Source organism: Blastopirellula retiformator, from assembly GCF_007859755.1.
In the GTDB taxonomy this organism is placed as follows: domain Bacteria; phylum Planctomycetota; class Planctomycetia; order Pirellulales; family Pirellulaceae; genus Blastopirellula; species Blastopirellula retiformator.
The window spans coordinates 341574-368136 of the sequence record NZ_SJPF01000003.1; the positions used below are offsets into that span (position 1 = coordinate 341574).

At 59.9% G+C, this 26563-nt stretch carries 22 protein-coding genes; 12 read left to right on the top strand and 10 right to left on the bottom strand.

Annotated features, from left to right (window positions below):
* Positions 1–163 precede the first annotated feature (163 nt).
* The 6 genes from ppk1 to Enr8_RS13120 all read left to right on the top strand — a co-directional run bounded on the left by ppk1 (position 164) and on the right by Enr8_RS13120 (position 7616).
* A complete protein-coding gene (gene ppk1, locus Enr8_RS13095; protein ID WP_146432199.1) occupies positions 164–2293 on the top strand; it encodes a polyphosphate kinase 1 in 2130 nt (709 codons plus the stop codon).
* Positions 2294–2452: 159 nt separating this feature from the next.
* Positions 2453–2794, top strand: coding sequence for a helix-turn-helix domain-containing protein (locus Enr8_RS13100; protein WP_146432201.1), 342 nt, complete (start codon positions 2453–2455; stop codon positions 2792–2794).
* Positions 2795–2797: 3 nt separating this feature from the next.
* Positions 2798–4126 (top strand): type II toxin-antitoxin system HipA family toxin, encoded by a 1329-nt coding sequence (locus tag Enr8_RS13105; RefSeq protein WP_146432204.1) that lies wholly within the window; start codon positions 2798–2800, stop codon positions 4124–4126.
* Positions 4127–4298: 172 nt separating this feature from the next.
* Positions 4299–5528 carry a S1C family serine protease gene (locus Enr8_RS13110; protein ID WP_146432206.1) on the top strand — a complete coding sequence of 410 codons (1230 nt, stop codon included), beginning with the start codon at positions 4299–4301 and terminating at the stop codon, positions 5526–5528.
* A 140-nt stretch (positions 5529–5668) separates the two neighbouring features.
* A complete protein-coding gene (locus tag Enr8_RS13115) occupies positions 5669–6565 on the top strand; it encodes a rhomboid family intramembrane serine protease (RefSeq protein WP_146432208.1) in 897 nt (298 codons plus the stop codon).
* A 34-nt stretch (positions 6566–6599) separates the two neighbouring features.
* Positions 6600–7616: a formylglycine-generating enzyme family protein gene (locus Enr8_RS13120; RefSeq protein ID WP_146432210.1), complete on the top strand. Its 1017-nt coding sequence runs from the start codon at positions 6600–6602 to the stop codon at positions 7614–7616.
* A 164-nt stretch (positions 7617–7780) separates the two neighbouring features.
* Here Enr8_RS13120 and Enr8_RS13125 read toward each other — a convergent pair whose 3' ends face one another.
* The 4 genes from Enr8_RS13125 to uvrA form a co-directional block, all read right to left on the bottom strand.
* The gene (locus tag Enr8_RS13125; protein ID WP_146432212.1) at positions 7781–8329 is read right to left on the bottom strand and encodes a rhodanese-like domain-containing protein; all 549 of its coding nucleotides are present in this window, start codon (positions 8327–8329) and stop codon (positions 7781–7783) included.
* Between the two features lie 280 nt (positions 8330–8609).
* On the bottom strand, positions 8610–9656 hold the full coding sequence (locus tag Enr8_RS13130) for a ThiF family adenylyltransferase (RefSeq protein ID WP_146432213.1): 1047 nt from the start codon (positions 9654–9656) through the stop codon (positions 8610–8612).
* Positions 9653–10480, bottom strand: a complete 828-nt coding sequence (locus tag Enr8_RS13135) for a hypothetical protein (RefSeq protein ID WP_146432215.1) — start codon at positions 10478–10480, stop codon at positions 9653–9655. The genes Enr8_RS13130 and Enr8_RS13135 overlap by 4 nt, the downstream gene beginning before the upstream one ends.
* A gap of 12 nt (positions 10481–10492) precedes the next feature.
* Positions 10493–13342 carry an excinuclease ABC subunit UvrA gene (uvrA, locus tag Enr8_RS13140; RefSeq protein WP_146432217.1) on the bottom strand — a complete coding sequence of 950 codons (2850 nt, stop codon included), beginning with the start codon at positions 13340–13342 and terminating at the stop codon, positions 10493–10495.
* A gap of 481 nt (positions 13343–13823) precedes the next feature.
* On the opposite strand from uvrA, the gene Enr8_RS13145 reads away from it, so the two are divergent.
* Positions 13824–14204, top strand: a complete 381-nt coding sequence (locus tag Enr8_RS13145) for a cupin domain-containing protein (protein ID WP_146432218.1) — start codon at positions 13824–13826, stop codon at positions 14202–14204.
* A 44-nt stretch (positions 14205–14248) separates the two neighbouring features.
* On the top strand, positions 14249–16279 hold the full coding sequence (gene ligA / locus Enr8_RS13150) for an NAD-dependent DNA ligase LigA (protein WP_146432220.1): 2031 nt from the start codon (positions 14249–14251) through the stop codon (positions 16277–16279).
* 453 nt (positions 16280–16732) lie between these two features.
* On the opposite strand, the gene Enr8_RS13155 is transcribed toward ligA, so the two are convergent.
* Positions 16733–16993, bottom strand: a complete 261-nt coding sequence (locus tag Enr8_RS13155) for a hypothetical protein (protein ID WP_146432222.1) — start codon at positions 16991–16993, stop codon at positions 16733–16735.
* A 230-nt stretch (positions 16994–17223) separates the two neighbouring features.
* On the opposite strand from Enr8_RS13155, the gene Enr8_RS13160 reads away from it, so the two are divergent.
* A complete protein-coding gene (locus Enr8_RS13160; RefSeq protein ID WP_146432224.1) occupies positions 17224–18891 on the top strand; it encodes a hypothetical protein in 1668 nt (555 codons plus the stop codon).
* 92 nt (positions 18892–18983) lie between these two features.
* Here the strand turns inward: Enr8_RS13160 and Enr8_RS13165 are convergent, their stop codons facing one another.
* From Enr8_RS13165 to Enr8_RS13185, 5 genes are all read right to left on the bottom strand, one after another.
* Entirely contained in the window at positions 18984–19625 is a 642-nt protein-coding gene (locus Enr8_RS13165; protein ID WP_146432225.1) for an adenylate kinase family protein, read from the bottom strand.
* Between the two features lie 223 nt (positions 19626–19848).
* Positions 19849–20925: a class I SAM-dependent methyltransferase gene (locus Enr8_RS13170; RefSeq protein ID WP_146432227.1), complete on the bottom strand. Its 1077-nt coding sequence runs from the start codon at positions 20923–20925 to the stop codon at positions 19849–19851.
* Positions 20926–21019: 94 nt separating this feature from the next.
* Entirely contained in the window at positions 21020–21442 is a 423-nt protein-coding gene (locus Enr8_RS13175; RefSeq protein WP_146432229.1) for a GNAT family N-acetyltransferase, read from the bottom strand.
* A gap of 87 nt (positions 21443–21529) precedes the next feature.
* Positions 21530–22867, bottom strand: coding sequence for a DUF5690 family protein (locus tag Enr8_RS13180; protein WP_146432230.1), 1338 nt, complete (start codon positions 22865–22867; stop codon positions 21530–21532).
* On the bottom strand, positions 22864–24015 hold the full coding sequence (locus tag Enr8_RS13185; protein ID WP_186767630.1) for an AraC family transcriptional regulator: 1152 nt from the start codon (positions 24013–24015) through the stop codon (positions 22864–22866). Before Enr8_RS13185 ends, Enr8_RS13180 begins: the two co-directional genes overlap by 4 nt.
* A gap of 297 nt (positions 24016–24312) precedes the next feature.
* Here Enr8_RS13185 and Enr8_RS13190 point away from each other — a divergent pair, with 297 nt between their 5' ends.
* The 3 genes from Enr8_RS13190 to Enr8_RS13200 are packed head-to-tail and all read left to right on the top strand — an operon-like array spanning position 24313 to position 26538.
* A complete protein-coding gene (locus Enr8_RS13190) occupies positions 24313–25158 on the top strand; it encodes a DUF1559 family PulG-like putative transporter (RefSeq protein WP_186767631.1) in 846 nt (281 codons plus the stop codon).
* Positions 25151–25582, top strand: a complete 432-nt coding sequence (locus tag Enr8_RS13195; RefSeq protein WP_146432235.1) for a hypothetical protein — start codon at positions 25151–25153, stop codon at positions 25580–25582. The genes Enr8_RS13190 and Enr8_RS13195 overlap by 8 nt, the downstream gene beginning before the upstream one ends.
* Before the next feature lie 23 nt (positions 25583–25605).
* Entirely contained in the window at positions 25606–26538 is a 933-nt protein-coding gene (locus Enr8_RS13200; protein ID WP_146432237.1) for a metallophosphoesterase family protein, read from the top strand.
* Positions 26539–26563: the final 25 nt, after the last annotated feature.

The following is a 26563-nucleotide window of genomic DNA, read 5'->3' on the forward strand; positions in this document are numbered from 1 at the left end:
TTTTAGCAGCTAGTCCCCCAAATTCCCAAGACCAATCGAACCGGTAAATTAGGAGCATTTCGGGGTGAGTTCGCGAGAGAACCGCTGTTGCTGTTCCCCCTAGAACGTGTAGGATTCAACGAGGAATCCCACAATCCCTATTCCGCCACTACTGAGAGTTACGATGCTCGATCGACCGGAAGTTCCTGTCGCTGATGAACCAAAGACTTGGCGCGACGCCTGGTTCGACCGAGATTTGAGCTGGCTCGAATTCAATCGCCGCGTGTTGCAGCAAGCGCTCGACGATCGGACGCCGCTGTTGGAGCGGGTCAAGTTTCTGGCGATCTTCACGTCGAACTTGGACGAGTTCTTCATGAAACGGCTCGCCCTATTGCGAACGCGCAAGCGGGCCGAACTATCGCATTCGATCGGCGCTCCGGCGACCGAACTTCACCTGCAGGCGCTGCGGCAGGCGGTCGATGAAATGTACGCCCAGCAAGGCGAAGCGTACGACAACGCGATCTTGCCGCAGCTGGCCGGGAACGGCATTCACCTGTTGCAGTGGGAAGACTTGACCGAAGCGCAGCGCGAGCGGGCGCACGAGTTCTTTACCCGCAACGTCTACCCGGCGCTCACACCGCTGGCGCTCGATCCGGGGCATCCCTTCCCCTACATGTCGAACCTGTCGATCTCGCTCGGCTTCGTGTTGCGGGTGCCTGATTCGGAAGAGAATCTGTTCGCGCGGGTCAAAGTGCCGAACATCCTGCCGCAGTGGATCGCGCTGGAAGACGAGGACAAGTCGAAGTGGTTCTATCTCGGCTTGAAGGATCTGATTCACCACAACGCCGAGACCCTCTTTCCCGGCATGATGATCGTCGACTCGACGGCGTTTCGGATTACGCGGAACGCCGAAGTCGAACTCGACGATGATGATGATATGGAGAGCCTCCGCACCGTCGTCGCCGAAGAATTGCGACAGCGTAAGTTCCAGCCGGTCGTCCGCTTGGAGATTGAAAACAACCCGAACCCGTGGGTTCGCGGGCTGCTGATGCGGCAGTTTGAGCTGACCGAAGATGACGTCTACGAACTGCCGTCGGAGCTTGACTATTCGGGCCTGATGCCGATCGCCAGTCTTGATATTAAGGGTCTGCGCGACGAGCCGTGGAATCCGGTGATCCCGAACGCGTTGCTCGACGACGAGGCCGATATTTTCTCGGTCATCAAGGCGGGCGATCTGCTGGTGCATCACCCATACGACAGCTTTGACGCAACGGTCGAAAACTTCATTCGCCGTGCGGCCCGCGATCCGAAAGTGGTCGCCATCAAGATGACGGTGTATCGGGTCGGCGACGACACGCCGTTCGTCCGTTCATTGATTCAAGCGGCCGAGTCAGGCAAGCAGGTCGCCTGTCTGATCGAGCTGAAGGCCCGGTTTGACGAAGAGCGGAATCTGCACTGGGCCAAGGAACTGGAGAAGATCGGCGCCCATGTCGTCTATGGTGTGCTCGGCTTAAAGACGCATACCAAGATCGCGCTGGTCGTAAGAAAAGAAGCGGACGGCCTGCGCTGTTACGCCCACATCGGCACCGGCAACTACCACGTCAAAACGGCCCGCGTCTATACCGACATCGGCCTGTTCACCTGCGATCCGGTGATCTGCAATGACGTGGTGAACCTGTTCCACATGCTGACCGGGCGCTCGCGCTCGCCGTCGTTCGACAAGTTGTTGGTCGCGCCGATCAACATGCGGGAGAAGTTCCTGCAAATGGTGCAGCGCGAAATCGACAATCATCAACAAGGCTTACCCGCCCTGATCGTCGCCAAGTTCAACGCGATGGAAGATCCGGAGTTGTGTCGCGCGATTGTCGAAGCGTCGCAGGCCGGCGTGCATGTCGAGTTGATCGTCCGCGGGTTCGCCTGTTTGCGCCCCGGAGTCGAAGGGGTGACCGACAACGTCCGGCTCCGTTCGATCGTCGGCCGGTTCCTGGAGCATTCGCGGATCTACTACTTCGCCAACGGCGCCGAAACGCCGCTCGACGGCGAGTACTACATCGGCTCGGCCGACTGGATGTCGCGGAATCTCTCGAAACGGGTCGAAGCGATCGTCCCGATCGAGGCGCGTCCGCTGAAAGAGCGACTGTGGGAGATCCTCGACATCTGCCTGAAGGATCGTCGCCAGGCCTGGATGATGCAGGCCGACGGCTCTTACCAAATGCTGACGCCGACCGATGACGACCCAGAAGTCTCGCAACTGGGAACCCATTCGGCCTTGATGGCGCTGACGTTGCATCGGGCGAAAGATCGTCTGGCGTAAGCTGTTGAGCTAGATCCAATTTCGCTGCAAAGCGCATTTAAGTGCGCTCTGGGTTAATATTCTCGTCTTTTGCGCATTGTCGTGCGCTTTTTGTATTTCGCGTTCGTTATTGCGCATTATGCTGGATAGTGAGGTCTAAAGCGCAAAAACGAGCATGTTATGACGTCTACCACCAAAAGTGACGACGAGATCCTTCGCGAGCTAGGGGATCGGCTGCGTCGAGAACGCCTGAACCGTAACCTGACCCAGGCACACCTGGCCGCGGAGGCGGGCATCGCTCGTCGCACCTTGCAGAAGGCGGAAGAGGGGGAGGTCACCACACTGGCGACCATGGTTGCGATCCTGCGCGGCTTGGGCCTGCTGTCGCAACTCGAAAATCTCTTGCCCGAGCAAACGCTTAGCCCGGTTCAGTTGGCTCGAATGCAGGGACGCGAGCGGCGGCGCGCATCGCAGTCGAAGAAGAAGGGCCAAGATTTTGGCAGCTGGACCTGGGGAGAGTAGTCGATGCCGATAGACGTCGCGACGGTTCGCCTGTGGGGGAGTGAGATTGGCGCTGTGGCGTGGAATGCCGATCGTGACGTCGCGACGTTTGAATATATGCCGGCATTTCAGGAAAGTGGGATCGAGCTCGCTCCGTTCATGATGCCCCTGGGGCCTGCGATTCACAGCTTTCCGAACCTGGCTGCGGAAACCTTCTATGGTTTGCCCGGAATGCTGGCAGACGCCTTGCCGGACAAGTTCGGGAACCTGTTGATTGACGCGTGGTTGCAGCGCTCGGGGCGAAGCAGCGAGAGCTTTTCTCCGGTCGAACGACTTTGCTACATGGGAAGACGCAGCATGGGGGCGCTGGAGTTTGAACCGGCCCTGCGCCAGCGACCGGACAAGTCGGAGGCGATTGACGTAGCGCAGCTGGTCAAGCTGGCCGCGGATGCACTGGCGCAAAAGGAAAGTCTCCAGTCGCGGTTTAGCGGGGAAGCGAAAGGGGACGTCGCTGCGATGCAGGAAATCCTCCGGGTCGGCACATCGGCCGGCGGCGCTCGCGCGAAGGCGGTAATCGCTTGGAATGAAGCGACCGGCGAAGTCCGCTCCGGACAAGTTGAGGCCCCGTCAGGGTTTGGTTATTGGCTGCTCAAGTTCGACGGCGTCGCTGGGAACCGAGACAAAGAGCTGGAAGATCCGCGCGGGTACGGCCTGATTGAGTTCGCGTATTACCAGATGGCGGTCGCCGCGGGGATTGAGATGAGCCCATGTCGAATCTTTTGCGAGAATGGACGCAACCATTTCATGACCAAACGGTTCGACCGTACCGACGATGGTGAGAAAGTCTTCATGCAGTCGCTATGTGCGCTCGGGCATTTTGACTTCAACCAGGCGGGAGCGCACAGCTATGAACAGGCGATTGAAATTGCCGAACGCCTCGGCGTCGGTCGAGCGGAAAGAGAGCAACTCTTTCGCCGGTCCGTTTTCAATATTCTGGCCCGCAACCAGGATGACCATACCAAGAACATTGCATTCTTGATGGACAAAGGCGGACAGTGGCGGTTGTCGCCAGCGTTTGACGTGACATACAGCTACAACCCTGACGGTCCCTGGACGAGTCAGCATCAGATGACGCTCCAGGGAAAACGCAAGGAGTTTACGATCGCCGACTTTGAGGCCACGGCGGCGCGTTTTCGCTTGTTTCGGGGAAAGCGATTGCGGGAGCTGCTTTACTCCGTCGATGAGGCGATCGGGAATTGGAAAGAGTTTGGCGCCCAAGCGGGACTGTCGACCAAGGCGATCGACGAAATTGCCGCCAACCATCGCCGCGTCGACCAGATGCCTAAGGCGTAGCGATTTTCGAACAAACGAGGAGCTGCGCGGCCAGGGACAAGTCGCTCACCTGCAATGATAGCGGACGCTCGATCCAAAAATTTGAACCGATAACGGCGTGATCGCGTAAGATTTATCGTGCGCAAACCGATCCGATTTTCCCCATAATCTTCCGCCCAAGTGGGAGTCAGCTATGCCGAAAACTTGTTTTTCCGCCGGCTCGCTCATTCCAGGCGTGCTGGTATTTTCTGTGTGGGCCGTGTGCGGCTCGCTGCTGTTCGCTCAACAACCGATGACGCCGCTAGCGACATCGCCAGCGACCAATCCGCCGATGTCGGGACAGTGGCGATCGCCGGATAGCAATCCGCGGGTCAGCGACGCCCGGCCGATGCAACATTTGCGGCCGACTGCTAGCAGCGATCTCGGGCTGACCCCCGATGAGCAGCGCAACATCTACGTCTACGACAAAGGGAACCGCAGCGTCTGCCACATCATGACCCGCAGCGTCCAGCGCGACACGGTGTTTGGCTTGATGATGACCGAGACCCCGTCAGAAGGCTCTGGATCAGGTTCGGTGCTCGACAAGCAGGGGCATATCCTGACCAATTACCATGTGATCGAAGGGGCGAATGAGATCGACGTCACGCTGTTCAATGCCGAGAGCTACCCGGCCGAACTGGTGGGGCAAGATCCGGTCAATGACATCGCCGTGCTGAAGATTGACGCGCCGGCCGATTTGCTGGTTCCGGTCGAGCTGGGCGATTCCTCGAATCTGCGCGTCGGCCAAAAGGCGTTCGCCATCGGCAATCCGTTTGGTCTGGAACGGACGATGACGATTGGGATTATTTCGAGCTTGAATCGGATGCTTCCTTCCCGCAGCGGGCGGACCATGAAAGCGATCATCCAGATCGACGCGGCGCTGAACCGGGGAAATTCTGGCGGGCCGCTGTTTGATAGCAACGGCTGGTTGATCGGCATGAACACGGCGATCGCCAGTCGGACCGGGCAAAACACCGGGGTGGGATTCGCGATTCCGGTCGCCACGATTCGCCGCGTCGCCCCGCAATTGATCGCCGAAGGAAAAATCACGCGACCTGATTTAGGCGTTTCGCGGGTCTATCTGACCGACGATGGGCTCGGCATCGCATCACTCGTTCAAGGGGGGCCGGCCGAGAAAGCTGGCCTGCAGGGATTTCAACTGGTTCGCCAGCAGGTGCGGCGGGGACCGTATGTCTACGAAGAGACGCGCGTCGATCGGAGCAAAGCGGACGTAATTACCGCAGTCGATGGCGCCGCGATTCGTTCGGCCGATGACCTGTTGACCGCGATCGAGCGGAAAAATCCTGGGGAAGTCGTCAATCTGAGCGTTTTACGCGAGGGAAAGAAAGTGGACGTTCCGGTCACGTTGGGCGTCGGAGACTGACGCTTTGCGCCCCATTCTTACGAACGTGCTAAACTGGACTGCACTTAGAGCGATCTCGCGCCTAAGATGATGATGGCGCCGCCGATGGTAACGATTGTTCCGGCGGCGCGACCTCCAGTGGCAGAAGCACGTTACGGACTATGGGAATTTACGACCGCGAGTATTATCAGGACGAACCGCGCTCGCTCTCTTTCCGTTCGGGCGGGCGCTCGGTCGTCAACACGTTGGTGATCATCAACGTGATCGTCTTTTTCGTCGACTGGCTGGTTTTCAAAGGCAAACTGGCCGGAATCTTCGAGCCCGACGTCGGCTATGTCGGCGGCTGGGGGGCGGTGCATACGCAAACGTTGCTGCAACCCTGGATGTGGTGGCAGTTTGTGACGTACGGCTTTATTCATAGCCCGACCGATATCTGGCACATCATCGGCAACATGTTCGTGTTGTGGATGTTCGGCCGCCAGATCGAAGATCGCTACGGCGGCGCCGAGTTTCTCCGGATCTACTTGCTAAGCATCGTCCTGGGAGGCGTCTTCTGGTCCGCCATCGCGCTTGCGACCGGTTCGCCGGGGACGGTTGTCGGCGCATCGGGCGCCGTGACGACGGTGTTGATCCTGTTTATCTGCAACTTCCCCCGCGTCACGATCTATATCAACTTCCTCTTCCCGGTTCCGGCTTGGGTGTTGGGAGTGATCATGATCGGCTTTAACGTCATGGGCGCTTTCGCGCCGGGGCAAAGCAACGTGGCGTTTACCGTTCACCTGGCCGGCGCGGCGCTTGGCCTGGCTTACTTCTACGGCGGTTGGAATTTCAGCTACCTCACCTTTGGCGACTTGCCTGATCGACTGCGCAAGTCGATGAAACGGAAGCCCAACCTGAAGGTCCATTCGCCCCCCGACGACGATCCGTACGGCGACTCGAACGACGAAGCGGAGCGGATTCTGGACAAGATTCGCGAACAGGGGATGGATAGCATCACCGCCGCCGAAAAGAAGAAGCTGGAAGCGTACAGCCGGCGGATGAAGCAAAAGCATAGCTAGGCGAAGCCAACGCAATCGCGGCAAGGAGGCCGTCGTGACGAAACAAACCGACCGTCTGCAGTACATGCGAAGCCTGGCGGCAGGCAATCCGCCGACCAAGCCGACGCGCTCTTACCTGCTGCCGATCGTTGGTCTGGTGATCTTGAGCCTGGGCGCGGGCTTCTACTTCTTTCCGCCCGATGGCAACTTCCCCAAGCTAAGCGTCGCCGGCCTGACCGGTTCGCAGCCAGAACCGATTGTTGAACCGGGTGAAATCGATCTCGCGGACGCCGACGGCATGATCGCCATCCCCGGCGGGCAGTTCTTGCTCGGTAACGCCAGCGGCCCTGTCGATATGCAGCCGGTCGTGAAGATCACCATCTCGCCGCTACGTGTCGACCAGCACGAGGTGACCAACGCGCAGTTCGCCAAGTTTGTCGAAGCGACCCGGTATTTGACCGACGCCGAACGACGCGGGCGATCATGGGTCTTTGACGCCAAGACGGGCGAGTCGTCGATTGTCGATGGGGCCGAGTGGCGACATCCAACCGGTCCCGACAGCACGATCATCGGTCGCGAGAACTTTCCGGTGTTGCAGGTCTCGTGGTACGACGCGCGGGCGTACGCCGAATGGGCCGGCAAACGTCTGCCGACCGAAGCCGAGTGGGAGTTTGCTGCCCGGGGCGGAAAGATCGACGGCGACTATCCGGCGCAAGACGCCGACGGAAAAGTGGGTAACGTCTGGCAAGGACGCTTCCCGTTCGCCGATGCGGCCAGCGATGGCTATGGCGACCTGGCGCCGGTCGGCAAGTTCGTCCCCAACGGCTACGGACTGCACGACATGATCGGCAACGCCGCCGAATGGTGCAGCGACTACTACGCCGAAGACGCCTATCAGCTGGCCGATCTCGCCGATCCGGTTGGACCCGGCGAAGGAGAAGAACGCGTCATCCGCGGCGGTAGTTGGCTTTCGCAAGAACAAGAGGGCGTCAGCGAAGCGATGGTCTGGTACCGCTCGCATGCCGCGCCGCGTTCGCCCAACAACTTTACCGGTTTTCGCTGCGTCAGGTAGGACAGAGACGTTCAACGTAGGGTCCGCTGTGCGGACCAAAGAACTGCTCGATTAAGATGGCCATGTGGTTAGCGCTGCCGGTGGTCCGCACAGCGGACCCTACGATCGCTTTCGGCTCTCCGCTTTTCTTCCTTCCGCATGTCCCTCGCTCGCGCTTCGGGCTACTATTTCAATGCGTCAACCTCCGTCCCTTCAAACGCAATTTTCGTCGTCTCGCGATCGAGTAGCGGCTTTAGTTCATACACGTTCGTGTAGCCGTAGTTGTGCAGCACAATGAAGGTGTGGATGTTGAGCGAGGCGAGCTTACTTTTCGGGGCGAACGCGATCGGGGCATTCTGGAAGTTGTTGTTGCAATAGATCAGCACCCGAGTCTCTTTGGTCGGGATCACTTTGGCGAGCGCTTCCTCGGTGATGTCGGGAAAGGTCAGGTTGACCGCCCCTTTGACATGCAGCAGCTTGTACATCGCCCGGCTGCGGCAATCGAGGACGATCGTCTGCGGATCTTTCGCCATCTCAATAAATTCCGCTTCCGACACGCGCCGCGGTTCGCGAATCGTGCGCACCACCTCCGCCTCTTGGGCGAACCCGTCGTAGTCGATCAGCGGATTGGCGAACTCGGCCGCCGCTTCGGCGGGAGCCAGGGAGTAAGAAATCGCGACGCCAGCGCCGATCAAACCGACGATAGCTGCCAGGCAAAAGGTGAGGACGCGCATCGTTTCGTCTCCCGCGAGTTGCAGACTAGGGAGCTTGCGGCGCCCGGTGCGCAGGAAGCTGCCTAAAGAGGGAGACGACGCTTGCGGGCAGAGAGTTTTCCGGGCGTCGGGAATTTTTTCCGATACTAGCCCGCTGCGCCAGCGAGAGAATGCGTTGTGCAAAATCCTGAGAGTTGAGTTGAGAACCTGGCAAAGAGCAAGAGACAGGCGTTGTTGGCGCTTCGATGGTCCCTATGCGCTTGCGAACGCATTGCCTCGCTGGCGCTGCGGGCTAGTTTCTCTACCCACCAACGTAGCGGGCGTAGAGCGTCCGCGCCACCGTCGGCTCCGTCGTACCGGCGATGATCGCGCGGCCGTCGGGGAAGATCGTCAGTACGTACTCGTCGACGTGCAGACGGAGCAGATACGGGTTCTTCTCGACGCGGCCGACGCCGTTTAGTTTTTCGGCGAGCGCTTCCAGCGAAACGCGGGGGCGGTCCGGGAAGCTGATCTGTACGGCGTTGCGGCCGCAGAGGACGCTTGATTGGCCGCCGAGGTCGCCGCGGAGCCATTCGTAGTTTTGCTGACCGCAGGCCGGGCAGTCGGCGTTGTCGCGAAGGTTGTCGAGCTTCACCTGACGCCAGCGATTTTCCCACAGGTCGATCACCACCAGGTCACGCTGCACGGCGTCGCGATTGCCAGAGAGCAGCTTGAGCGCTTCGGCCGCTTCCAGCGACGCGACGACGTTGACGATCGGGGCCACGACGCCAGCGGTGTCGCAGGTCGGCGTCATCTCGGCCGGGGGCGCTTCCGGCATCAGGCAGCGGAAGCAGGGCGTTTCGCCTGGCAGGATCACCATCATTCGCCCTTCGGCCCCGACGCAGCCGCCGTAGATCCACGGGATGCCGAGCTTTAGCGAGGCGTCGTTCAACAAAAAGCGAACGCCGAAGTTGTCGGTGCCGTCGATGATCACATCGGCGCCGTTGGCCAACTCCGTAATGTTGTGATAGTCAACATCGCAGACGTGCGGCTCGATGGTGATCTCGGAGTTGATCTGCCGCAGTCGCTGCTCGGCGGCGACTGCTTTCGGCAAACGATCGCGCACGTTTTGCTCGGTGTAGAGCACCTGCCGCTGGAGGTTGTTCCATTCCAAGAAGTCGCGATCGACGATCCGCAGCGTTCCAACCCCAGCGCGAGCCAACGTTTCGGCGATTACGCTGCCCAGGGCGCCCAGGCCGACGACCAGGGCCGAGCTTGAGGCCAGTTTCGCTTGACCCTCTTTGCCGATCGCATGGTAGGCGGTTTGGCGGGCATATCGATCTTCCGGCTTCGCCGCTGGTTCGCTCATCGCACGCTCCCGACCCACAGTCCGCTGAAATTAGAAGCCCCGACCACCTCCGCCGCGAGGCGATCGCACTCGATGCGCAAGTCGGCTGGAGTGACCGCCGACGCCGACTGACAACGCCACAAGATCTCCGGCTGTTCGACCGATGGCGTCAGCAGCGCTTCGTTCTCTTCGACGGAATTGATCACCACATCGGCCCAGTCTGGCGTCGCCTCTTTGCCCAAACAGGCGAGCGGCAAGTGCGGGGCGAACTGCTTGAAGTCTTGCAGGCGAATCCGCCCCGGCAAGATCGCCATCGTCACCGACGCCCAGGCCGATAGCCTGGCGACTTCCCCGGCAACGTCAGCATGATGTGCGTCGGAGAGATCAGCGATCAGAAACAAACCTGCCTGCAGCGCTTGCAGGCAAAGCTCTTCGGTCGGTTGCCGGACGATCGCGGCCAGGCCGGTTTCGCGCCAAGAGGAAAAGTCGGTAAGCTCGGCCTCCGTTGCCGCGGCGGCGCGCAGGACGAAGCGATGATCCTCGAGCCAAAGATGCGAGCCGCGGACATGCAAGTCGCGGAGGCCAAACGGCTGCGGCGCTCCGGTAACGCGATAGCAGTTGGGGGTCCGCGGCGTCCAGAAGTTTGGCTCGGGCAAAACCGCGCGAAACGGGGCCGGGCCATTTGCAGCAGGCTGAACGCGGTACTTGGCGGTCAGCGTTTGGGCGTGTCGGTTGGCCGGGCCTTCGACGCAGGTGTCGGCGGCGACCGGACCGTCGATCCAGAGTTCGACGCGGGCCTCCGACGTGGCGCCTTGGCGGATCGTCCAGGGATTGGCGGGAGTCATCGCGACTCCCTTCTACTCGTCGCGCGGGCCGAGCCGCACGCCGGAGCGCGACAACAGCGCTTCGGCCAGGGCGCGTCCGGTTCGCGAGTTTTGGTTTTGCGCCACTTCTTCCGGCGTACCGGTGGCGACGACCATGCCCCCTTCATCGGCGGCGCCAGGGCCCATGTCGATGATATAGTCGGCCGCCATCATCATGTGCAGGTTATGCTCGACGACAATTAGCGAGTGTCCAACCTGCAGCAGCGAGTTGAAGCAGTCGAGCAGCTGGGCGATATCGGCAAAGTGCAAACCAGTGGTCGGTTCGTCAAGCAAGAAGAGGGTCCGCCCCCGCTTCGACGAAGCGAGATAGCCGGCCAGTTTCAGACGCTGCGCTTCGCCCGCCGAGAGGGTGTTGGCGGGCTGGCCGAGACGCAGGTAATCGAGCCCGACGTCGATCAGCCGCTGCAGCTTGGCTTGCACCTTGGGTTGGCCGCGGAAGAAGACGAACGCCTCGCGGATGGTCATGTTCAATACCTCGGCGATGTTCTTGCCGCGGTACATGACTTCCAGCACGTCCTTCTTGTAGCGTCGCCCTTTGCACTCGGGGCACTTCATGTAGACGTCGGCGAGGAACTGCATGTCGATCGCGATGTGCCCGTCGCCGTCACATGCGTCACAACGTCCGCCGGCCACGTTGAAGCTGAAGTGGCTGGCCGTGAAGTTGTGCGTGCGGGCCTGGACGGTGGCGGCGAAGACGCTGCGAATTTCGTCAAACGCTTTGATGTAGGTGACCGGGTTGGATCGTGGCGAGCGACCGATCGGGCTTTGGTCGACCAGCACGACGTCGTCAATCTGGCCATCGCCAAAGACGTCGTCGCAGTCGAGCGGCTTGGGCGCCTCTTTTCGCTTGCGACGGCAAAGGGCGGGATACAGCGTGTTGTCGACCAGCGTGCTTTTGCCGGCGCCGCTAACGCCGGTCACGACGCAAAGGACGCCCAGCGGGAACTCGACTTCAATATTCTTCAGGTTGTTGCCGCGGGCGCCCTTGACGCGGACGCGACCGTGCGTGGTGTCGCGGCGCTTTTCGAGATGGATCACCTTGCGGCGGCCCATCAGGTAATCGCCGGTCAGCGTTTCTTCCGAAGTTAGCAGCTCTTTGGCGGTCCCTTGGAAGACGATCTCGCCGCCACGTTCGCCGGCGCCGGGACCAAACTCGATGATCTCATCGGCTCGGCGGATCATCGACTCTTCGTGTTCGACCAATACGACGGTGTTGCCGCGGCGGTTCAGGTCTTGAATCGCGCCGGCCAAACGTTCGACGTCGACCGGATGCAAACCGACCGACGGTTCGTCAAAGACGTACAGCATGTTGACCAAGCTCGAACCGAGCGTGCTGGTCAGCGCTACGCGCTGCGCTTCGCCGCCGCTCAAAGTGCGGATCGTGCGATCGAGCGACAAGTAGCCGAGCCCAACGACGTTCAGATACTTGAGCCGATCGAGCAACTGCGTCAGCACTTGCCGGGCGATCGCCTGTTCGCGGGGCGGAAGCTTCAGCGATTGGAAGAACTCGTAGGCGTCGCGAATTTTCATCGTCGAGATTTCGGCGATGTTCTTGCCGCCGATGCGGACCGCCAGCGACTCGGGGCGGAGACGCTGACCATGGCAAGACTCGCAATCGCGGAAGCTGCGCCAGCGGCTGAGGAAGACCCGCAGGTGCATCTTGTACTTGCGCCGCTCGAGCCATTGGAAGAAGCCCTTGAGCCCGCCAAACTCGCGCTCCGGCACCCCTTCGCGAATCAGACGCAGATGGTCTTCGGTCAATTCGCGGAACGGGACGTTGGTCGGAATATTGTAGTCGGGCGCCAGGGCGAGCAACTCTTCCAGCTCGTGATGATAGGCGGGCGTATTCCAAGGAGCGATCGCGCCATCGGCCAGCGACTTGCTGACGTCGGGGACGATCAGATCCATGTCCATATCGATCACGTTGCCAAAACCTTCGCAGGCCTGGCAGGCGCCAAGCGGACTGTTGAAGTTAAACAGTCGCGGCTCAGGCTCGATGAACTCTTTATCGCACGTTTCGCAGCGGAGCTGGTTGCTGTAGACCTGGCGACGCCAGACGCGGCCATCGACCTCTTGCAGCGAGCTGGGATCGGCGGCGCCCTGCTCTTCCGATTCGACCAGCAGTTGGCAGACTCCTTCGCCATGCAGGAAGGCGGTTTCGAGCGACTCTTGCAGACGTTCCGCTTTCAGCCCTTCGCCCGAGAGACGATCGGCGATCGCTTGAACCGGGCCGCCGTTGAGCTGCTGCGCGTCGCTGGTCAGGTTGAGCGTCTTTTGGCCCAAGATCACCCGGACGAACCCATCTTCACGCAGATCGGCGACGACCTGATCCCACGACTCTTCCTGGTCGGGGGCGACCGGAAAGGTGAGCATCATCCGCCCGGCGAAGTTCATCTCCAGGATTTGTTGAGCGACGTCTTGCGGGGTGTCGCGTTGGATCCGAGCGCCGCAGCAGGGGCAATAGATCTCGCCGATCTTGGCGAACAGCAGACGCAGGTAGTCGGTCGTTTCGGTGGCGGTGCCGACGGTCGAGCGGTTTGAGCGCGAATCATTGCCGCGGGTCACGGCCAGCGCTGGGGGAATGCCGTCGATCGATTCGGCGGCGGGCTTTTCGAGCCGCTCGAGAAACTGCCGCGTGTAGGCCGAAAAGCTCTCGATGTAGCGGCGCTGCCCTTCGGCATACAGCGTATCGAGGGCCATGCTGGTTTTGCCGCTGCCGCTGACGCCGCAGAATACAAACAGCTTGCGATGTGCGAGATCGAGGTCCACTTTCTTCAGGTTGTGAACTTCGACGCCTCGGAGTTGAATCGACGTGTTGGGCAACTCTGGCTCCTCCCCACTTCCTCTCAACGCGCGTCGGCGGCGACCATAGAATCCTTCATCTTACCCCCGGCTGAGCCGTCAAGATAGTAGCGCGGCCGGCCTGGATATTGCCTGCCCCCCGGCAGTTCGATAGAGTGTCGCAGAGAGGTCGCCGCTGCAGGCGAACCGCCCCAATGGCTGGCCCTTGTTTTGTTGCGGCCCGAATCGTCGGAACCGCTGTCCTCGTCACTATTTGCGGCTATCATGGGGTGATCCTGCAGCTAGCCCTGCGAAGGTCAGAAGCGGCTGCCAGGATCATTTCGGCCCGGCGGCACGGGTTTACGCGAATGAGGGCTAAATTGAGCGTCTTGGCGATTTACGCCAAGGGGGCGATCCTGGTCGGCCAATCCCGGTCCTTGCGATCACCCCAATTTGCGACCCCAGAACCGAAACCACGATCCGCCGCCGCTTCCTGCTTTGGCGACAACCAGCGAGATAACCAATGAAAGTTCAGCACTTTGAGCAGTCGGCCGCCAACGCGGTTCACATGGAAGGCGCAACCGGCTGCCAAGTTCGGCAGTTGATCAACGATAAGGATGGCGCCCCCAACTTTGCGATGCGGCAGTTTGAAGTGGCGCCTGGCGGCCACACTCCCAAGCATCACCATCCCTACGAGCACGAGGTTTACGTGATCGCCGGCAACGGCGTGGTGCTGGAAGGAGATCAGCCGCGAGAGATCAAAGCGGGGGACGTCGTCTATGTCGCGCCGGACGAAGTGCATCAGTTTCAGAACGTCGGCGCGAGCCCGCTGAAGTTCCTCTGCCTGGTTCCGAATGCGGCCAACAACGCCCAGTTCGTCGCCAAGCCGGAATGCGCCGAGTAGGTTTGCTCGCCGCGCACGTCTCCCTATGAGGTGAAGGATTCCGTATGGCAGCCGTTCAAGAAGAGATCGATCAACTGCGGGCCGAGATCCGCCGCCACGATCGGATGTACTATGTCGAGGCCCGCCCCGAGATCACCGATCTCGAGTACGACAAGCTGCTCAATCGTCTGAAACATCTCGAGGCCGAGAATCCGCAGCTGGTGACGCCGGACAGTCCGACGCAGCGGATTGGCGATGCGCCGGTCGAGCATCTCACCCAAGTGGCGCATCGGGTGCCGATGCTGTCGATCGACAACACCTACAGCCTGGAAGAGCTGCGGGCCTATGGCGAGCGAATCCAGAAGCTGCTGCCCGACGAGAAGATCGAGTGGGTGGTCGAGCTGAAGATCGACGGCGTCGCCGTGTCGCTGTTGTATGAGAATGGACTGCTCGTCCGCGGCACGACGCGCGGCAATGGTCAGATCGGCGATGATATCACGCACAACGTCCGGACGATCAAAGACATTCCGCTGCAGCTGACCGGCGATCACGTGCCGCCGGTGGTCGAGGTCCGCGGCGAAATCTACATGACCAACGACGAACTGTCGCGGATCAACAAGCGCCTGGCCGAAGCGGACGAAGCGCTCTACAAGAACACGCGGAACGTGACCGCCGGCAGCATTCGTTTGCTTGATCCGAGAATCTGCGCCGGTCGCAACCTGCGGATGTTCAGTCATGGCGTCGGCTATGTCGAAGGGCTGCAGAGCCAATCGCATATCGAGTTCTTGAACGAGCTGAAGGGTTATGGTTTGCCGCCGACGCCCAACGTCGAGGCGTTTCCGGACTTCGAAGCGGCGGTGGCGCACTGCGAGACGCTGGTCGAGTCGCTCGACGACTTGCCGTTTGAAGTCGACGGACTGGTGCTGAAGGTCAATCGTCTTGATCAGCGCGAACGACTCGGAAGTACGACCAAGAGCCCGCGGTGGTTGATCGCCTACAAGTTTGAAAAGTACGAAGCGATCACCAAGCTGAACGAAATCCGCGTGCAGGTTGGCAAGACCGGGACGATTACGCCGGTTGCCGAACTGACGCCGGTCGAGCTGGCCGGGACGACCGTATCGCGATCGAGCCTGCACAATGCCGAGCAGATCGAGCGGCTCGACATTCGGGTCGGCGACGTGGTGGTGGTCGAAAAGGCGGGGAAGATCATCCCGCATATCGTTCGGGTCGAAATGCACGAGCGCAGGACCGATCTGCCGAAGTTTGAGTTTCCGACCGAATGTCCGATCTGCGGCACGACGCTGGTCAAAGACGAAGGGGGCGTCTACATCCGCTGCCCCAATCGCGAAACCTGCCCGGCGCAGCTAAAAGAACGGATCCGCTATTTCGCCACCCGCAACGCGATGGATATCGAAGGGCTGGGAGACAAGCTGGTCGATCTGTTAGTGGCCGAAGAAATCGTCAGCAGCTACGGCGATCTCTATCGACTGACCGCCGAGCAGTTGTCGGGGCTGGAACGGATGGGGAAGAAGTCGAGCGAAAACCTGGTGGCGGCGATCGAAGGAAGCAAACAGCGGGGACTGGCCCGACTGCTCAATGCGCTGTCGATTCGCCATGTCGGCGGACGGGTCTCCCAACTGCTGGCCCGGCATTTTGTCACGGTTGACGAGATCATCGCCGCCTCGGAAGAGGAAATCGCCGCTGTCGACGAGATTGGCCCGATTATCGCGACCAGCGTCCACCACTTTTTCGCCAGCGAGTTTGGCCAGGAGACCATCGCCGATTTGCGCGAGCTGGGGCTGAAGATGAGCGAAGACGTGCCGGACGCGGGCGCCGAAGCGGAAGGGGCGCTGGCCGGAAAGACGTTGGTGGTGACCGGGACGCTATCCAAGTACGGCCGGGACGAGATCCAAGAGCTGATCGCCAAACATGGGGGGAAGGCGACCTCCAGCGTTTCCAAAAAGACCGACTATGTCGTGGCGGGCGAAAAGGCGGGCAGCAAGCTGGCGAAGGCCCAACAATTGGGGGTGAAGGTGCTGTCGGAGGACGAATTTGAGGCTCTATTAGCTGGCGGTCGATCCCCCCAAGTCAACTGATTTTGTATAGAATCTGCGATTTTCTCGCGAGATGCGAGTTTTCTTGTCCTGCCAATCGTCTCAAATTCGCTTAGATAAGTAAGGGCCACGCGGTAGCCAACTTTACTTATCGATTTGAATCGCTCTTTTTGGGGAATTGGGGCATGCGAATTGTATCTATGACGAAGCGGGAGCGCACTCCCGCCTGGTATCGCTGCTGTCGATGCCGGAAGGTGGTCGCAGCAGTGCGACCTTTGACCGATCAGTTTATTTGCGAGCACTGTGGTCAGTCGCTCGACGAAGATGACGAAATTGCCATCATCCATCCGACGGTGCGTCGTCCCCCGTCACAGAATTAATCTGCCGGAAAGAAGAACGCGGTGGGGAAGAGAACATCCGCTCGGGTTCTGATGTGTGTGCGAAGAGGGCGTCGATGTGCTGCGGCGCCCTCTTCTTTTTCTTGCGACAGCCGTCTTACTTGCTGTCGGTGTTGATGTCTTTCAGGCTACGTCCCAAGCGCTTGGTGCGCGGGCTGCTGCCCGACGAGCCCGATCCCAGCGACTTGCGCGACGCGGCGGTCTCGCCGACGTTGCCCATCAGGCCCAGAAAGTCGCTCTTCCCTTTTTCTTGCTCGGTGGGCATGCCGATTTGTTCCACGGCGTCATTCACGCCGAGCAGGACGGCTTGTTTGACGCCGTCGCGCATCCACTGAAAGAAGTTGAAGTTATTGCTCATGCTCGCTCCCTTGTTTGCGAAATCGCCCGATTCAATCGGTGGGGGAAATTATCAAGCTCGCCAGATCGCGTCCAGATCAGTCGTAAACGCGGGGGAATTCTCGTAATTGTGCTAGCAGCGACCTAAACGAATAAGAAAGGTTGTAAAAATGGCGTCGATGCGTCGATATGGTAAGTGAGGAAGTTTGCGGGGAGATGCGCAACAGCTAATTTACCGGTAGGAGACGGAACGTGGCGGCGGAAAACAAGGCGGGACGACATAGCGAGCACGTCAACCAGCAGGAGCCTTTTTCGTGGGGCGCCTTTTCGTTCGGAATCATTTTTGGCGTGGTCTTGCTCTATATCGTGATTGTGCGTCCCGCGCAAAACGATTCGCAGGCCCTGCAGTCGCGAATCTCGCGAATCGACCGCACCTTGAAGGAATTGGTCGCTTTCAAGTCGAGCGTGCAGGAGACGAACGATCTGATGTCGTCGCTCCAACAACAAGCCGAGCTGTATGCTGACGCTCAGGCTTCGTGCGATTCGCTCGAGAGCATTCACTGCCAGCTGGCCGCCAGCCAAATTGATTTCCGACAAATGGAGACCTCGCTCCAGCGGCTTGATCGCCTGCAGCAACGCTTAAATGATCAGGCCAAGGCCGCCGCCGCGTCCGTCCGCGTCGTCGAGAACATCGACTACGTGAACCGCACCTTACTCGAACAAGACGCCCTCACCCTGGATGCGATCGCGGCGTTGACCAACGCCGACAATCTCCGCGGCCAGGCCCAGCGGGTCGAACATGATCTGGCCCGCACCGAAGTGACGCTGGATCGCGTGGCGTCGCTACATCGCCGCATGCAGGATCAGTATCCGGCGGCGCTGGCTGCCGAACAGACGCTGAATCAAATGCTCAACGCTCAGGCTCGTCTCGCCCAGGCTGAACCCGAAATGATCGCCACCCACCGCGCCGTCGACGGTCTGCTGCGTCTGAAGAATAAGACGCTGAACTCGACCGGCGACATGCAACAGGCCGACATGGTGCTCGACAACGTCCTGGCGATCCCGGGCGAATTGGCCAAGGTTTCGCAGTACGAGTATGTCGCCAACCTGGAGAGCAATCTCGGTTCGCTGACGCAGTTGCTCGACAAGGTGCTCGCGTCGCAGGCTCAGACCCGTCAGGCCGACATGCTGCTCGAGAACATGCTCGCTCGCCAAGACGAAATCATCCTCTCGGCCACCCAGGGACGTTGCGCCGACATGGTGCTGACCAACATGCTGGGAGTGCAGGGTGACCTGCTGGCGTCGCTGCCGCAGTCGCGACAAGCCGACAGCGCCTTGCAGAACATGCTGGGCATGCAGGATGAAATCGTCGACAACGTGCCGCAAGCTCGTCAGGCCGACATCGTCTTGAATAACATGTTTCGCCTGCAGGATGACATTCTCGACTCACGAACCGGCGCCATCGCCGCCGACATCGCCCAGCAGAACGTTTACGCTCTGCAGAAAGAGCTGGTTATGGCGGCCCCGATGACGATGCGGGCCCGCGAAGTCGCCGGCGACATGATGCGGATCGAAGCCGAGCTGATCTGCCAGGCCGGCGACAGCTACGAAGCCCGCGAAACGCTGGACGAACTGGTTTCGCTTCGCAGCGAGATCTCGGCCAGTAGCCGCGACGTTGATACGGCCTTGGCTTCGCTTCGCCAACTGCTGACGCTGAAAGATCAAGCGTTGGCCGTTGCGGCGACGCCTCGCAGTGGCGGAGTCTTCGCCCTGGCCAAAGCGGTTGGCGGCGCCTTCGCCAGCGGATCGAGCGTCGTCATCACGCTTCGCCCGCACGAACTGCAGAACCTGGCCGATCGGTCGCTGGGAGAAGAGCCGCAAGCGATTGCCCGGCAGATCTCGGGCGCCGTGCTGCGATAGCCGCAACGAAACGTGAAAACAGCGGCCGGAGGTCACGCTCTGTCGCTTCAAGGGAGTTCTCTTCGCACAAAGAGAACTCCCTTTTTTGTGCGCTATGCCGTCTTCAAACCGAGCTTCGTTTGGATTTCTTCGTAGACCCCTTCGGCTGGTTGGGTGCCGTCGACTTCCAGCACCAGTTCTTTGCGGCGGAACAAATCGAGAATCGGCGCCGTTTTTTCGTGATAAGTTTGCAGGCGATCGGCGACGGCGCTCGGCGTATCGTCGGCCCGTTGTTTCAGCGGGGCGCCGCACACGTCGCAGACGTCCTTTTTGCGGGGGCGATGATGAATCAGGTTGTAGTCGAGTCCGCAGCCGGTGCAGAGTCGTCGCGAAAGTACCCGCTCACGTACGACGTCGTCCGGCACGACGATATGAATGACGGCGTCGATGTCGTACGATTCGAGGAAGAATTCGGCCTGAACGGCGTTCCGCGGAAATCCGTCCAAGATATAGCCAAAGTTCCAGTCATGTTCGGCCAGGCGGCTTTTCACCACGTCGGCGACAATCTCGTCGCTGACCAACTCTCCTTGGCGGATCAAACGCTGAACGCGAGCCGCCAGCTTGGTGTGGTTGGCGATGTTCCAGCGAAAGATGTCGCCGACGCTGATGTGGGCCAACTCATACGCTTTGCATAGCATTTTGGCCTGCGTCCCTTTACCGCACCCCTGGACCCCCATGATGATATATTTTCGCATCGCACCACACTCGCAACAGGTTTTCGGACCGTGGTCGCCTTAGGGATCTCAGAAGAATGACTGAGACAATACAAGGCGGTAGCGGCATTCAACCAGACGATGCGCCGCGCGACCAGTCGCTAACTGGTCCAAAACGGAAAAAAACGAGAGAGAGCCAAGCGGCTCTCTCTCGTCTCAACCGGCCTTCCCCCGAAGCGCCGCGATGGAGGTAGTTTTTCCTGCGTTAGCCTAAGCGGGCGAGGTAGTAGTTGTTCATGATGTCATGCTCTAGCTGACGGATATCGACCTGGGCGAAACCGGCCCCGATCAGCATCTCTTGGGCAAGCTCCTCGCCCCAGGCGGCGCCTAGTCCCATGCCGCCCTGGGCGAGGGAAACGCTCATGCAGTGCATGCACGAGATCGTGTAAATGAACGCCCCCAGCGGCTGGTCGATATTTTTCTCGACATAGCTTGAGGCGCGAATGTCCTGCATCAAAAAGATGCCGTCGCGACGCAATGCGCCGGAGATATTTCGCAGCACCTTGTCAGGATAGGCCTGATCATGGATCGCGTCGAACGCGGTCACCAGGTCAAAGCGATCTCGCTCTTCCAACTGCGACACGTCGCGAACTTTCAGCACCAGGTTGGGCAGGTCTTTGTCTTCAATAGCGCTCCGGCCGGCGACGATCGCATCAGCGCACAGGTCGTAGCCGACGAAGCGACTGTTCGGAAAACGTTCGGCCAGCAGAATCAGCGTTTGGCCCGAACCGCAACCGATGTCGAGGACGTCGATCCCCTGCTCTAGCTTGTCGGTCAGACCGTCGACCAGTGGCAAGATGTGATCCAGCAGCGCCGCGACCGTCGTTTGCGCACTTTCGTCCGCCATGACGTCGTGAAAGCGGTGGAACTCGTGATAGCAGACGCCGCCGCCATGGGTGAACTTGTCGACGACCTGCGTTTCGACGTAACCCAACACGGCGATCCACTGCGCGACCGACGCCAGGTTGGACGGCGTCGCGGCTCGCGTCAGCAGCGCCGCATGCTCGGGCGGCAATCGGTAAGAACGTTCGTCCCGATCGTAGTCGATCACCTTGGCCGCGACTAACGCGTTCAGCCATTCCCGTACGTAGCGTTCATTCAGGCCCGACGCAAACGCGATTTCTTCGCTGGTCGCCGGCGGCATCTCGGCCATGACGTCGAACAGCCCGGTCCGATGTCCGATCGAAGACATCAGCATCGTCGCGGCGCCATTCATCGCGTCTAAGAACGTGGCGGCGAACGATTCCATCTTCGCCGGATCTAGTTCCAAAGCTGTCGCCATCTCACTCTCTCCCGTTCACGATTGATTCGCCCGCCGTCTAAATTCGAGTGCGGTCTGGGGCGATATTTGGCGAAGCGGAAGAGGCAGGCGTTTGTTACGTGATTTTTTTTCGCAGCAGCGAATAAACGCCCGGCTCCTGTTTTTCAAAGCCAAAACGCTCGTAAAACGGGATCAGATCGCCGGCGCAATTCAGGGCGATCGCATCAACGGCGGCCAATTGGGGATGCGCAATTACCGCACCAATCAGACGTTTCCCCAGCCCTTGGCCGCGGTAATCGGGGGCAATCACGACGTCGTATAACATCGCCCGATAGGTGAAATCGGTCAGCAGGCGGCAGAACCCGGCCAGTCGGTCATCGGCCTCCTCATCCACCAGGGCGATCACGACCGAACTATGAGCGACCGCGCCCCGAACATCCGCAAGTTGCCGACCCGGCGTCCACCACAGATCTTGAAACAGTTCGGTCAGTCGCGCAAGCTGCGCATCGTTGAGCGTATCGACCTGACGAATGGGCATGGGCGGTTCCCTGGAGAAGTATGAAGGCGTGCGAATCACGTCGTACGGAGTGGGAAACGACCTGCCAGGTTCGCTGGAATTGCGCAACTAAGCAGGCTCGCCATCCGCTGGCGAAGACGAATTCTGAACGCTCTCGCGCGATCGCTTTTCTTCGCGAATGAAATACCACCCGCAATAGAGTAACGAGACCAATCCGATGACCGACATCGCCAGGGCAAAGTCGGTAAAGAAGCTGAGGCGCGATTTCTCGGCGTGCCAGAGGTCTTTGTAAAGCTGCATCGCGGCCGATCCGGTATAGCCGCACGAATCGATCAAATAGATCGCAAAGACCGACGAGCCGGTTGCCCGCGTGACGGCGAAAACTCGCTCAAACAGGACCGAGTAAGGCACATAGGCGAGATACGCGCCGAGCCCAACCAAGATCATCCAAGCAAGACCATTGAGCCAGCCCGCCTTCCACAACAGCGTCGATGCGCCCAGCATGACTGTGCCGAACGTCATGATCGCAAAGGTGGCGAGCAGCGCATGGCTGTTGCGGCGAAAAAAGCTGAGCCCGGCCAACGTAAGCGTTACGACGACGGCGATCACAAACTCGATGGTAGTGAAGATGCCAGGGATCTTCGCCAGGTTGATCTCTTTCAAGATCTCAATCGCGTAGTTATCGCGAAAGTCGCGAAACGCCGTTAGCAACACGTAGACGAACGTCAATACGATCAGCCCCAGCGAAAAGTGGGCGAGAAACGCCCATTGGTCGCTGCCGGTCATCGCAGTACGTTTCGAGCGTTCCGCTTCGTCATCCAAGTCAGGCTCCGGCACGGCGTCCAGCAACCAGGTCGAAAGAACCAGCGGCGTCAGAAACAGAGCGCCGACGCAAAACGGCATCCAAAAGGGATCGACCGCCCAGTAGTCGAGCATCCGCTTGCCGACATCTTTGACCAGTCCGGTCGCCACAATGTACGAGCAACTGAGGGTCGCAACCAGGAATTCGGTCGAGCGTCGCCCCTCGAGGTACCGCATCGCCAGTCCCCAAACCATGCCCAGCGGCAATCCATTAAAGAAGATGGCGGCGACTTTCCAGTTGCCCGGCGCCACGGCGAACGCCAGTAACGCCGCTTGGGCGATCAAGATCAACGCAATAATTGCAATCATCAGCCGTTCGCGCCGCAACTGTGAGCAAAATTTGACGCCGACATACTTGGACAAGACGTACCCGAATAGTTGGCTAAGGACGAGCGCCGTCTTTAGCTCGACGCCGGTTTCGGCAAATTCGTAGCCGTCGTAGGTCGCCACGGCAAACGGCTTGCGGAACGCGTACATACAGAAGTAGACGCAAAACGACGTGATCGACGCAAAGAGCGCAATTCTGGTCGGACCGGCATTTTGGAGGCGATCGCGGAGGAACTGATTGCCATAGGTGTGGTTCATGCGCCTCGCCTGGTGCGGCGGTATTCGGAGGGAGACGTCTTCGCTTCGCGCTGGAAAACGCGGCACATCACCTCGGGCGAGTCGAAACCGCAGCGCGCCGCAATTTCCGACATCGGCAGCACCGAGCGATCAAGCAGATGCTTCGCCTCTTCGAGACGAACCAGCGAGATCTGCCGGCTCGGCGTGACGTTCAGATGGCGGTCGAACAATTTCTCGAGCAGGCGCCGCGACGTACCTGCCTGTTCGGCCAGATCGGCTACCTGGATCGGTCGATGAAAGTTGTCGCGGACGAAACGGAGCGCCCGGACAAGGCGCTCATCCGGCAGTACGGTCCAGTCGGTCGACTTTTCCGAAATCACGTTGGTCGGCTTGATCGTGACCAATTCGCCTCCGCCGGCTTCTCCCTTGAGCATGCGGTCGAGCAATTCGGCCGCATGATAGCCAACGCTGTGGGCGGCGTTGTCGAGCATCGACAATTTGGGGCGGGTAATGCGACTGGCCAGTTCGTCGTACTCGCCTGCCAAGACGGCGATCGTCTCAGGCACGCCCAGATCGGCCAGTTTGGCGGCGTCGATCAACTGCCGCGACGTCTGCGTGTCGATCGCCAACACGCCGCAGGGCTTGGGAAGCTTCGTCAGCCAGTCGCCAAGTTGCCGCAGCTGGTTGATCCAAGGTTGCTCGCGATCAATGCCGCTGGCCGGATAGTGATGGCAATCGTAACCTGCCGCGTTCAGCGCTTGAGAATAGGCGCGGCCAAACAGGTCATCGTAATTGGGGCGCCAGGGAGAGCCGCAATAGGCGAAGTGGGCGTACTTCTTTTCCAAATAGTATTTCGCCGCCAGGCGTCCGCTCTCTTCCTCGTCCAGCGTGCAGCGGGCGATCGTTCCTTGGCCGTATTCGTACCACGAGACGTTGACGCAAGGCAGGCCGGCTTGCAGGATCTCGTCCGCCAACTCGGCGTTGTTGACCCGCGCGATGACGCCATCCCCGCGCCAACCCTTGGGAAGCCGCAACGGTTCAAACTTGCCGCGAGGTTCCAGGAAGACGTTCCAATTTTCGCCACAGCCATCCAGATAGCTCGAGACGCCGTGGACCATGCCCGAACCCCAGCCGGTCGACGTTTCAATCAGAACGGCGATGTTTTTCATGGATCGATCGGTTGCGGTACGACGGGAAGAAGGACGAGAGACTGGTGCGCATTTCATCATTTTGCAGGGCCGTATTCTCGGAGTGATGAGGTCGCATTCTAATGCGAAACTCGAGAGATATCCGGCTATTCATGAGATTTTAACAATGCGAAAACCATTTCTACGCGAATGAAACAGGATGCGCGAATCATCAGAGGCTTTGCGCAAATCTTAGTGGTGCGGTGGTCGTTCGCTACGCAGAATAAGGGTCGTCTTGATCGACGCAACGCACTCAATTTCCTATTCGCGGAGTTCCCTATGAACGTGAAACGAATGCGACCGGCATTCACGCTCGTTGAATTGTTGGTCGTTATCGCCATCATCGGCATCTTGATCGCTTTGCTCTTGCCGGCCGTCCAGCAAGCCCGCGCCGCGGCGCGACGGATGGAAGCGATGAACAAGCTGAAGCAGATCGGCCTGGCGACGCACAACTTTCACGACGTCTTTGGAGATCTGCCGCCGTCGATCGTGACCGACACCGATTTGAAATACAATCGCGGTTCGGCGCTGCTGATGATCCTGCCGTATGTCGAACAGGCGGCGCTCGGCGAACTGGCGTTTGACGATGGCGATTTTTACGTCGTCTATCGCGAGCCGGTCTCGCTCTACGTCAATCCGACCGACTGGACCAACGGCGGCGACGGAACGCTGGAAGATGGCAGTTGGGGGCAGTATGGCGTAACCGGCTTTGCCGCCAACTATCAAGCCCTGGGGCATCTTAACGCCAGCGAAGACATGACCAAGGACTTCGGCAGCATCACCGACGGCACGACCAACACGTTGTTCTACGCTGAAAAGTTCACCCGGTGCGAAACGTCGACCCTCTACTACAACATCTGGGCGTATGGCGACGCCAGTTGGTACGAGTATAACCCGGTGTTCGCCGCCTACGTTACTGGCGCCGCCTCGAAGTTTCAGGTCAATCCATCGAGCGGCGTGCCTGGCGCCACGTGTAATTCGTTGCTGGCCCAATCGCCACGATCCAGCGGCATTCTCGTCTCGATGGGAGACGGCAGTTGTCGCCACCTGGCCGCCACGATCGAAGATAACGTTTGGTGGTCCCTCTGCACGCCGGACGCCGGCGAGGTGGTGACCCTTGACTAGCTTGTGCTTGGTCCGCCGCGGTGGATGGCTCGCCGCATGTATCATGACGGTCGTTGCAGCCGCGATTGGCTGTGGCGCCGGCGCCGCCCCGGTCCACAACGTCGCCGGCAATATTTCGATCGATGGCAAGCCGCTGAACCAAGGGGCTTTGATTTTCACCGACGAGCGTGGCGAGCATCACTACGCCGCGATCCAAGGAGACGGCGCCTTCGTCATGCCGCAGATTGCTCCCGGGTTGTATCAAGCTTCGATCAGCGTGCCGAAAATCAAGCCGCGCAACGTCAGCAAAAACGCCGATCCGGTCCGTGGCGCCCGGCCGTTGCCGGTACCGGTTCCCAATCGCTACGCCAGCGACGATACGTCTGACTTAGAGTTCACGATTGATGAGCAGACCGACGTGCTGTCGATTAAACTGACCAAATAAGCTCTCTTGCGAAAGAAGATCCCATGCCGCTATTTCGACGTAATTTTCTGCAGTCGCTGTTGGGCGGCGGTCTGGCCTTGGGCGCCGGCGCCGCAGCAGCCGCCGAGTCGACCAAGACCGAATCGCCCCAGGGCAATCCGTTTCGCTTCGCCTTTCTAACCGACGTCCACTTGCCGGCCGGCAAGCCGCAGATCGCCGCCCGCGTGGCTCGCCTGGTCGATGGCATTCAGGCTCGCCCGACTTCCCCTAGTCTGTTCGCCTTCGGCGGCGACTGCGTCATGGCGGTCGATGGCGGTCAGGCCGACGACAATGTTACCGCCCAGTTTCAAGGATGGCGGGAAAGCGTCATGGAGCGGCTTGCCGTCCCCAGCGTGACCTGCATTGGCAACCACGACATCCGCTGGGCCGACAAGTCGAGCGACCAGCCGGCGTCCTATGCCGAAAAGGGAAAAGCGATCGCCGCGTATGACATGCCGGCCCGGTACTACAGCGTTGATCATGGCGGCTGGACGTTCTTCTCGCTCGATACCTACCAGCGAAACGGCTGCGAAATTGACGAAACGCAGTGGGACTGGTTCGCCGCCGAGCTGAAAAAGAGCGACAAGCCGGCGGTCGTGCTGACGCATGCCCCGCTCTTCTCGGTCACCCACTTCTTTGAGCCGTCGACCGACAAGGGACTTGGCAAGGGATATGTCGTGCCGGCCGGTTGGTCGCCGCAGCACCTGACGAAGGTGCGGCAACTTTTCCGCGAGCATCCCCGGGTCAAACTTTGCCTCAGCGGCCACATGCACACGGTCGACCGGGTCGAAGTCGACAATACCACCTACATCTGCGGCGGCGCCGTCAGCGGAGACTGGTGGAATAGCGGAACCTATCTCGATTGCCCGGCCAGTTGGATGGAAGTGAAGCTCTATCCCGACGGTAGTTGGGCGCATGAGCATCACGTTTGGACGTAAGCGTTGCTTGTCTAAGCGAGCGGGC

Coding starts and splice junctions, on each gene's coding strand:
- Enr8_RS13145 (WP_146432218.1), top strand. CDS start 13,824: ATGAAAGTTCAGCACTTTGAGCAGTCGGCCGCCAACGCGGTTCACATG.
- ppk1 (WP_146432199.1), top strand. CDS start 164: ATGCTCGATCGACCGGAAGTTCCTGTCGCTGATGAACCAAAGACTTGG.
- Enr8_RS13200 (WP_146432237.1), top strand. CDS start 25,606: ATGCCGCTATTTCGACGTAATTTTCTGCAGTCGCTGTTGGGCGGCGGT.
- Enr8_RS13170 (WP_146432227.1), bottom strand. CDS start 20,925: ATGGCGACAGCTTTGGAACTAGATCCGGCGAAGATGGAATCGTTCGCC.
- Enr8_RS13100 (WP_146432201.1), top strand. CDS start 2,453: ATGACGTCTACCACCAAAAGTGACGACGAGATCCTTCGCGAGCTAGGG.
- Enr8_RS13155 (WP_146432222.1), bottom strand. CDS start 16,993: ATGAGCAATAACTTCAACTTCTTTCAGTGGATGCGCGACGGCGTCAAA.
- Enr8_RS13130 (WP_146432213.1), bottom strand. CDS start 9,656: ATGAGCGAACCAGCGGCGAAGCCGGAAGATCGATATGCCCGCCAAACC.
- Enr8_RS13165 (WP_146432225.1), bottom strand. CDS start 19,625: ATGCGAAAATATATCATCATGGGGGTCCAGGGGTGCGGTAAAGGGACG.
- ligA (WP_146432220.1), top strand. CDS start 14,249: ATGGCAGCCGTTCAAGAAGAGATCGATCAACTGCGGGCCGAGATCCGC.
- Enr8_RS13125 (WP_146432212.1), bottom strand. CDS start 8,329: ATGCGCGTCCTCACCTTTTGCCTGGCAGCTATCGTCGGTTTGATCGGC.
- Enr8_RS13175 (WP_146432229.1), bottom strand. CDS start 21,442: ATGCCCATTCGTCAGGTCGATACGCTCAACGATGCGCAGCTTGCGCGA.
- Enr8_RS13135 (WP_146432215.1), bottom strand. CDS start 10,480: ATGACTCCCGCCAATCCCTGGACGATCCGCCAAGGCGCCACGTCGGAG.
- Enr8_RS13185 (WP_186767630.1), bottom strand. CDS start 24,015: ATGAAAAACATCGCCGTTCTGATTGAAACGTCGACCGGCTGGGGTTCG.
- Enr8_RS13190 (WP_186767631.1), top strand. CDS start 24,313: ATGAACGTGAAACGAATGCGACCGGCATTCACGCTCGTTGAATTGTTG.
- Enr8_RS13115 (WP_146432208.1), top strand. CDS start 5,669: ATGGGAATTTACGACCGCGAGTATTATCAGGACGAACCGCGCTCGCTC.
- Enr8_RS13180 (WP_146432230.1), bottom strand. CDS start 22,867: ATGAACCACACCTATGGCAATCAGTTCCTCCGCGATCGCCTCCAAAAT.
- Enr8_RS13105 (WP_146432204.1), top strand. CDS start 2,798: ATGCCGATAGACGTCGCGACGGTTCGCCTGTGGGGGAGTGAGATTGGC.
- Enr8_RS13110 (WP_146432206.1), top strand. CDS start 4,299: ATGCCGAAAACTTGTTTTTCCGCCGGCTCGCTCATTCCAGGCGTGCTG.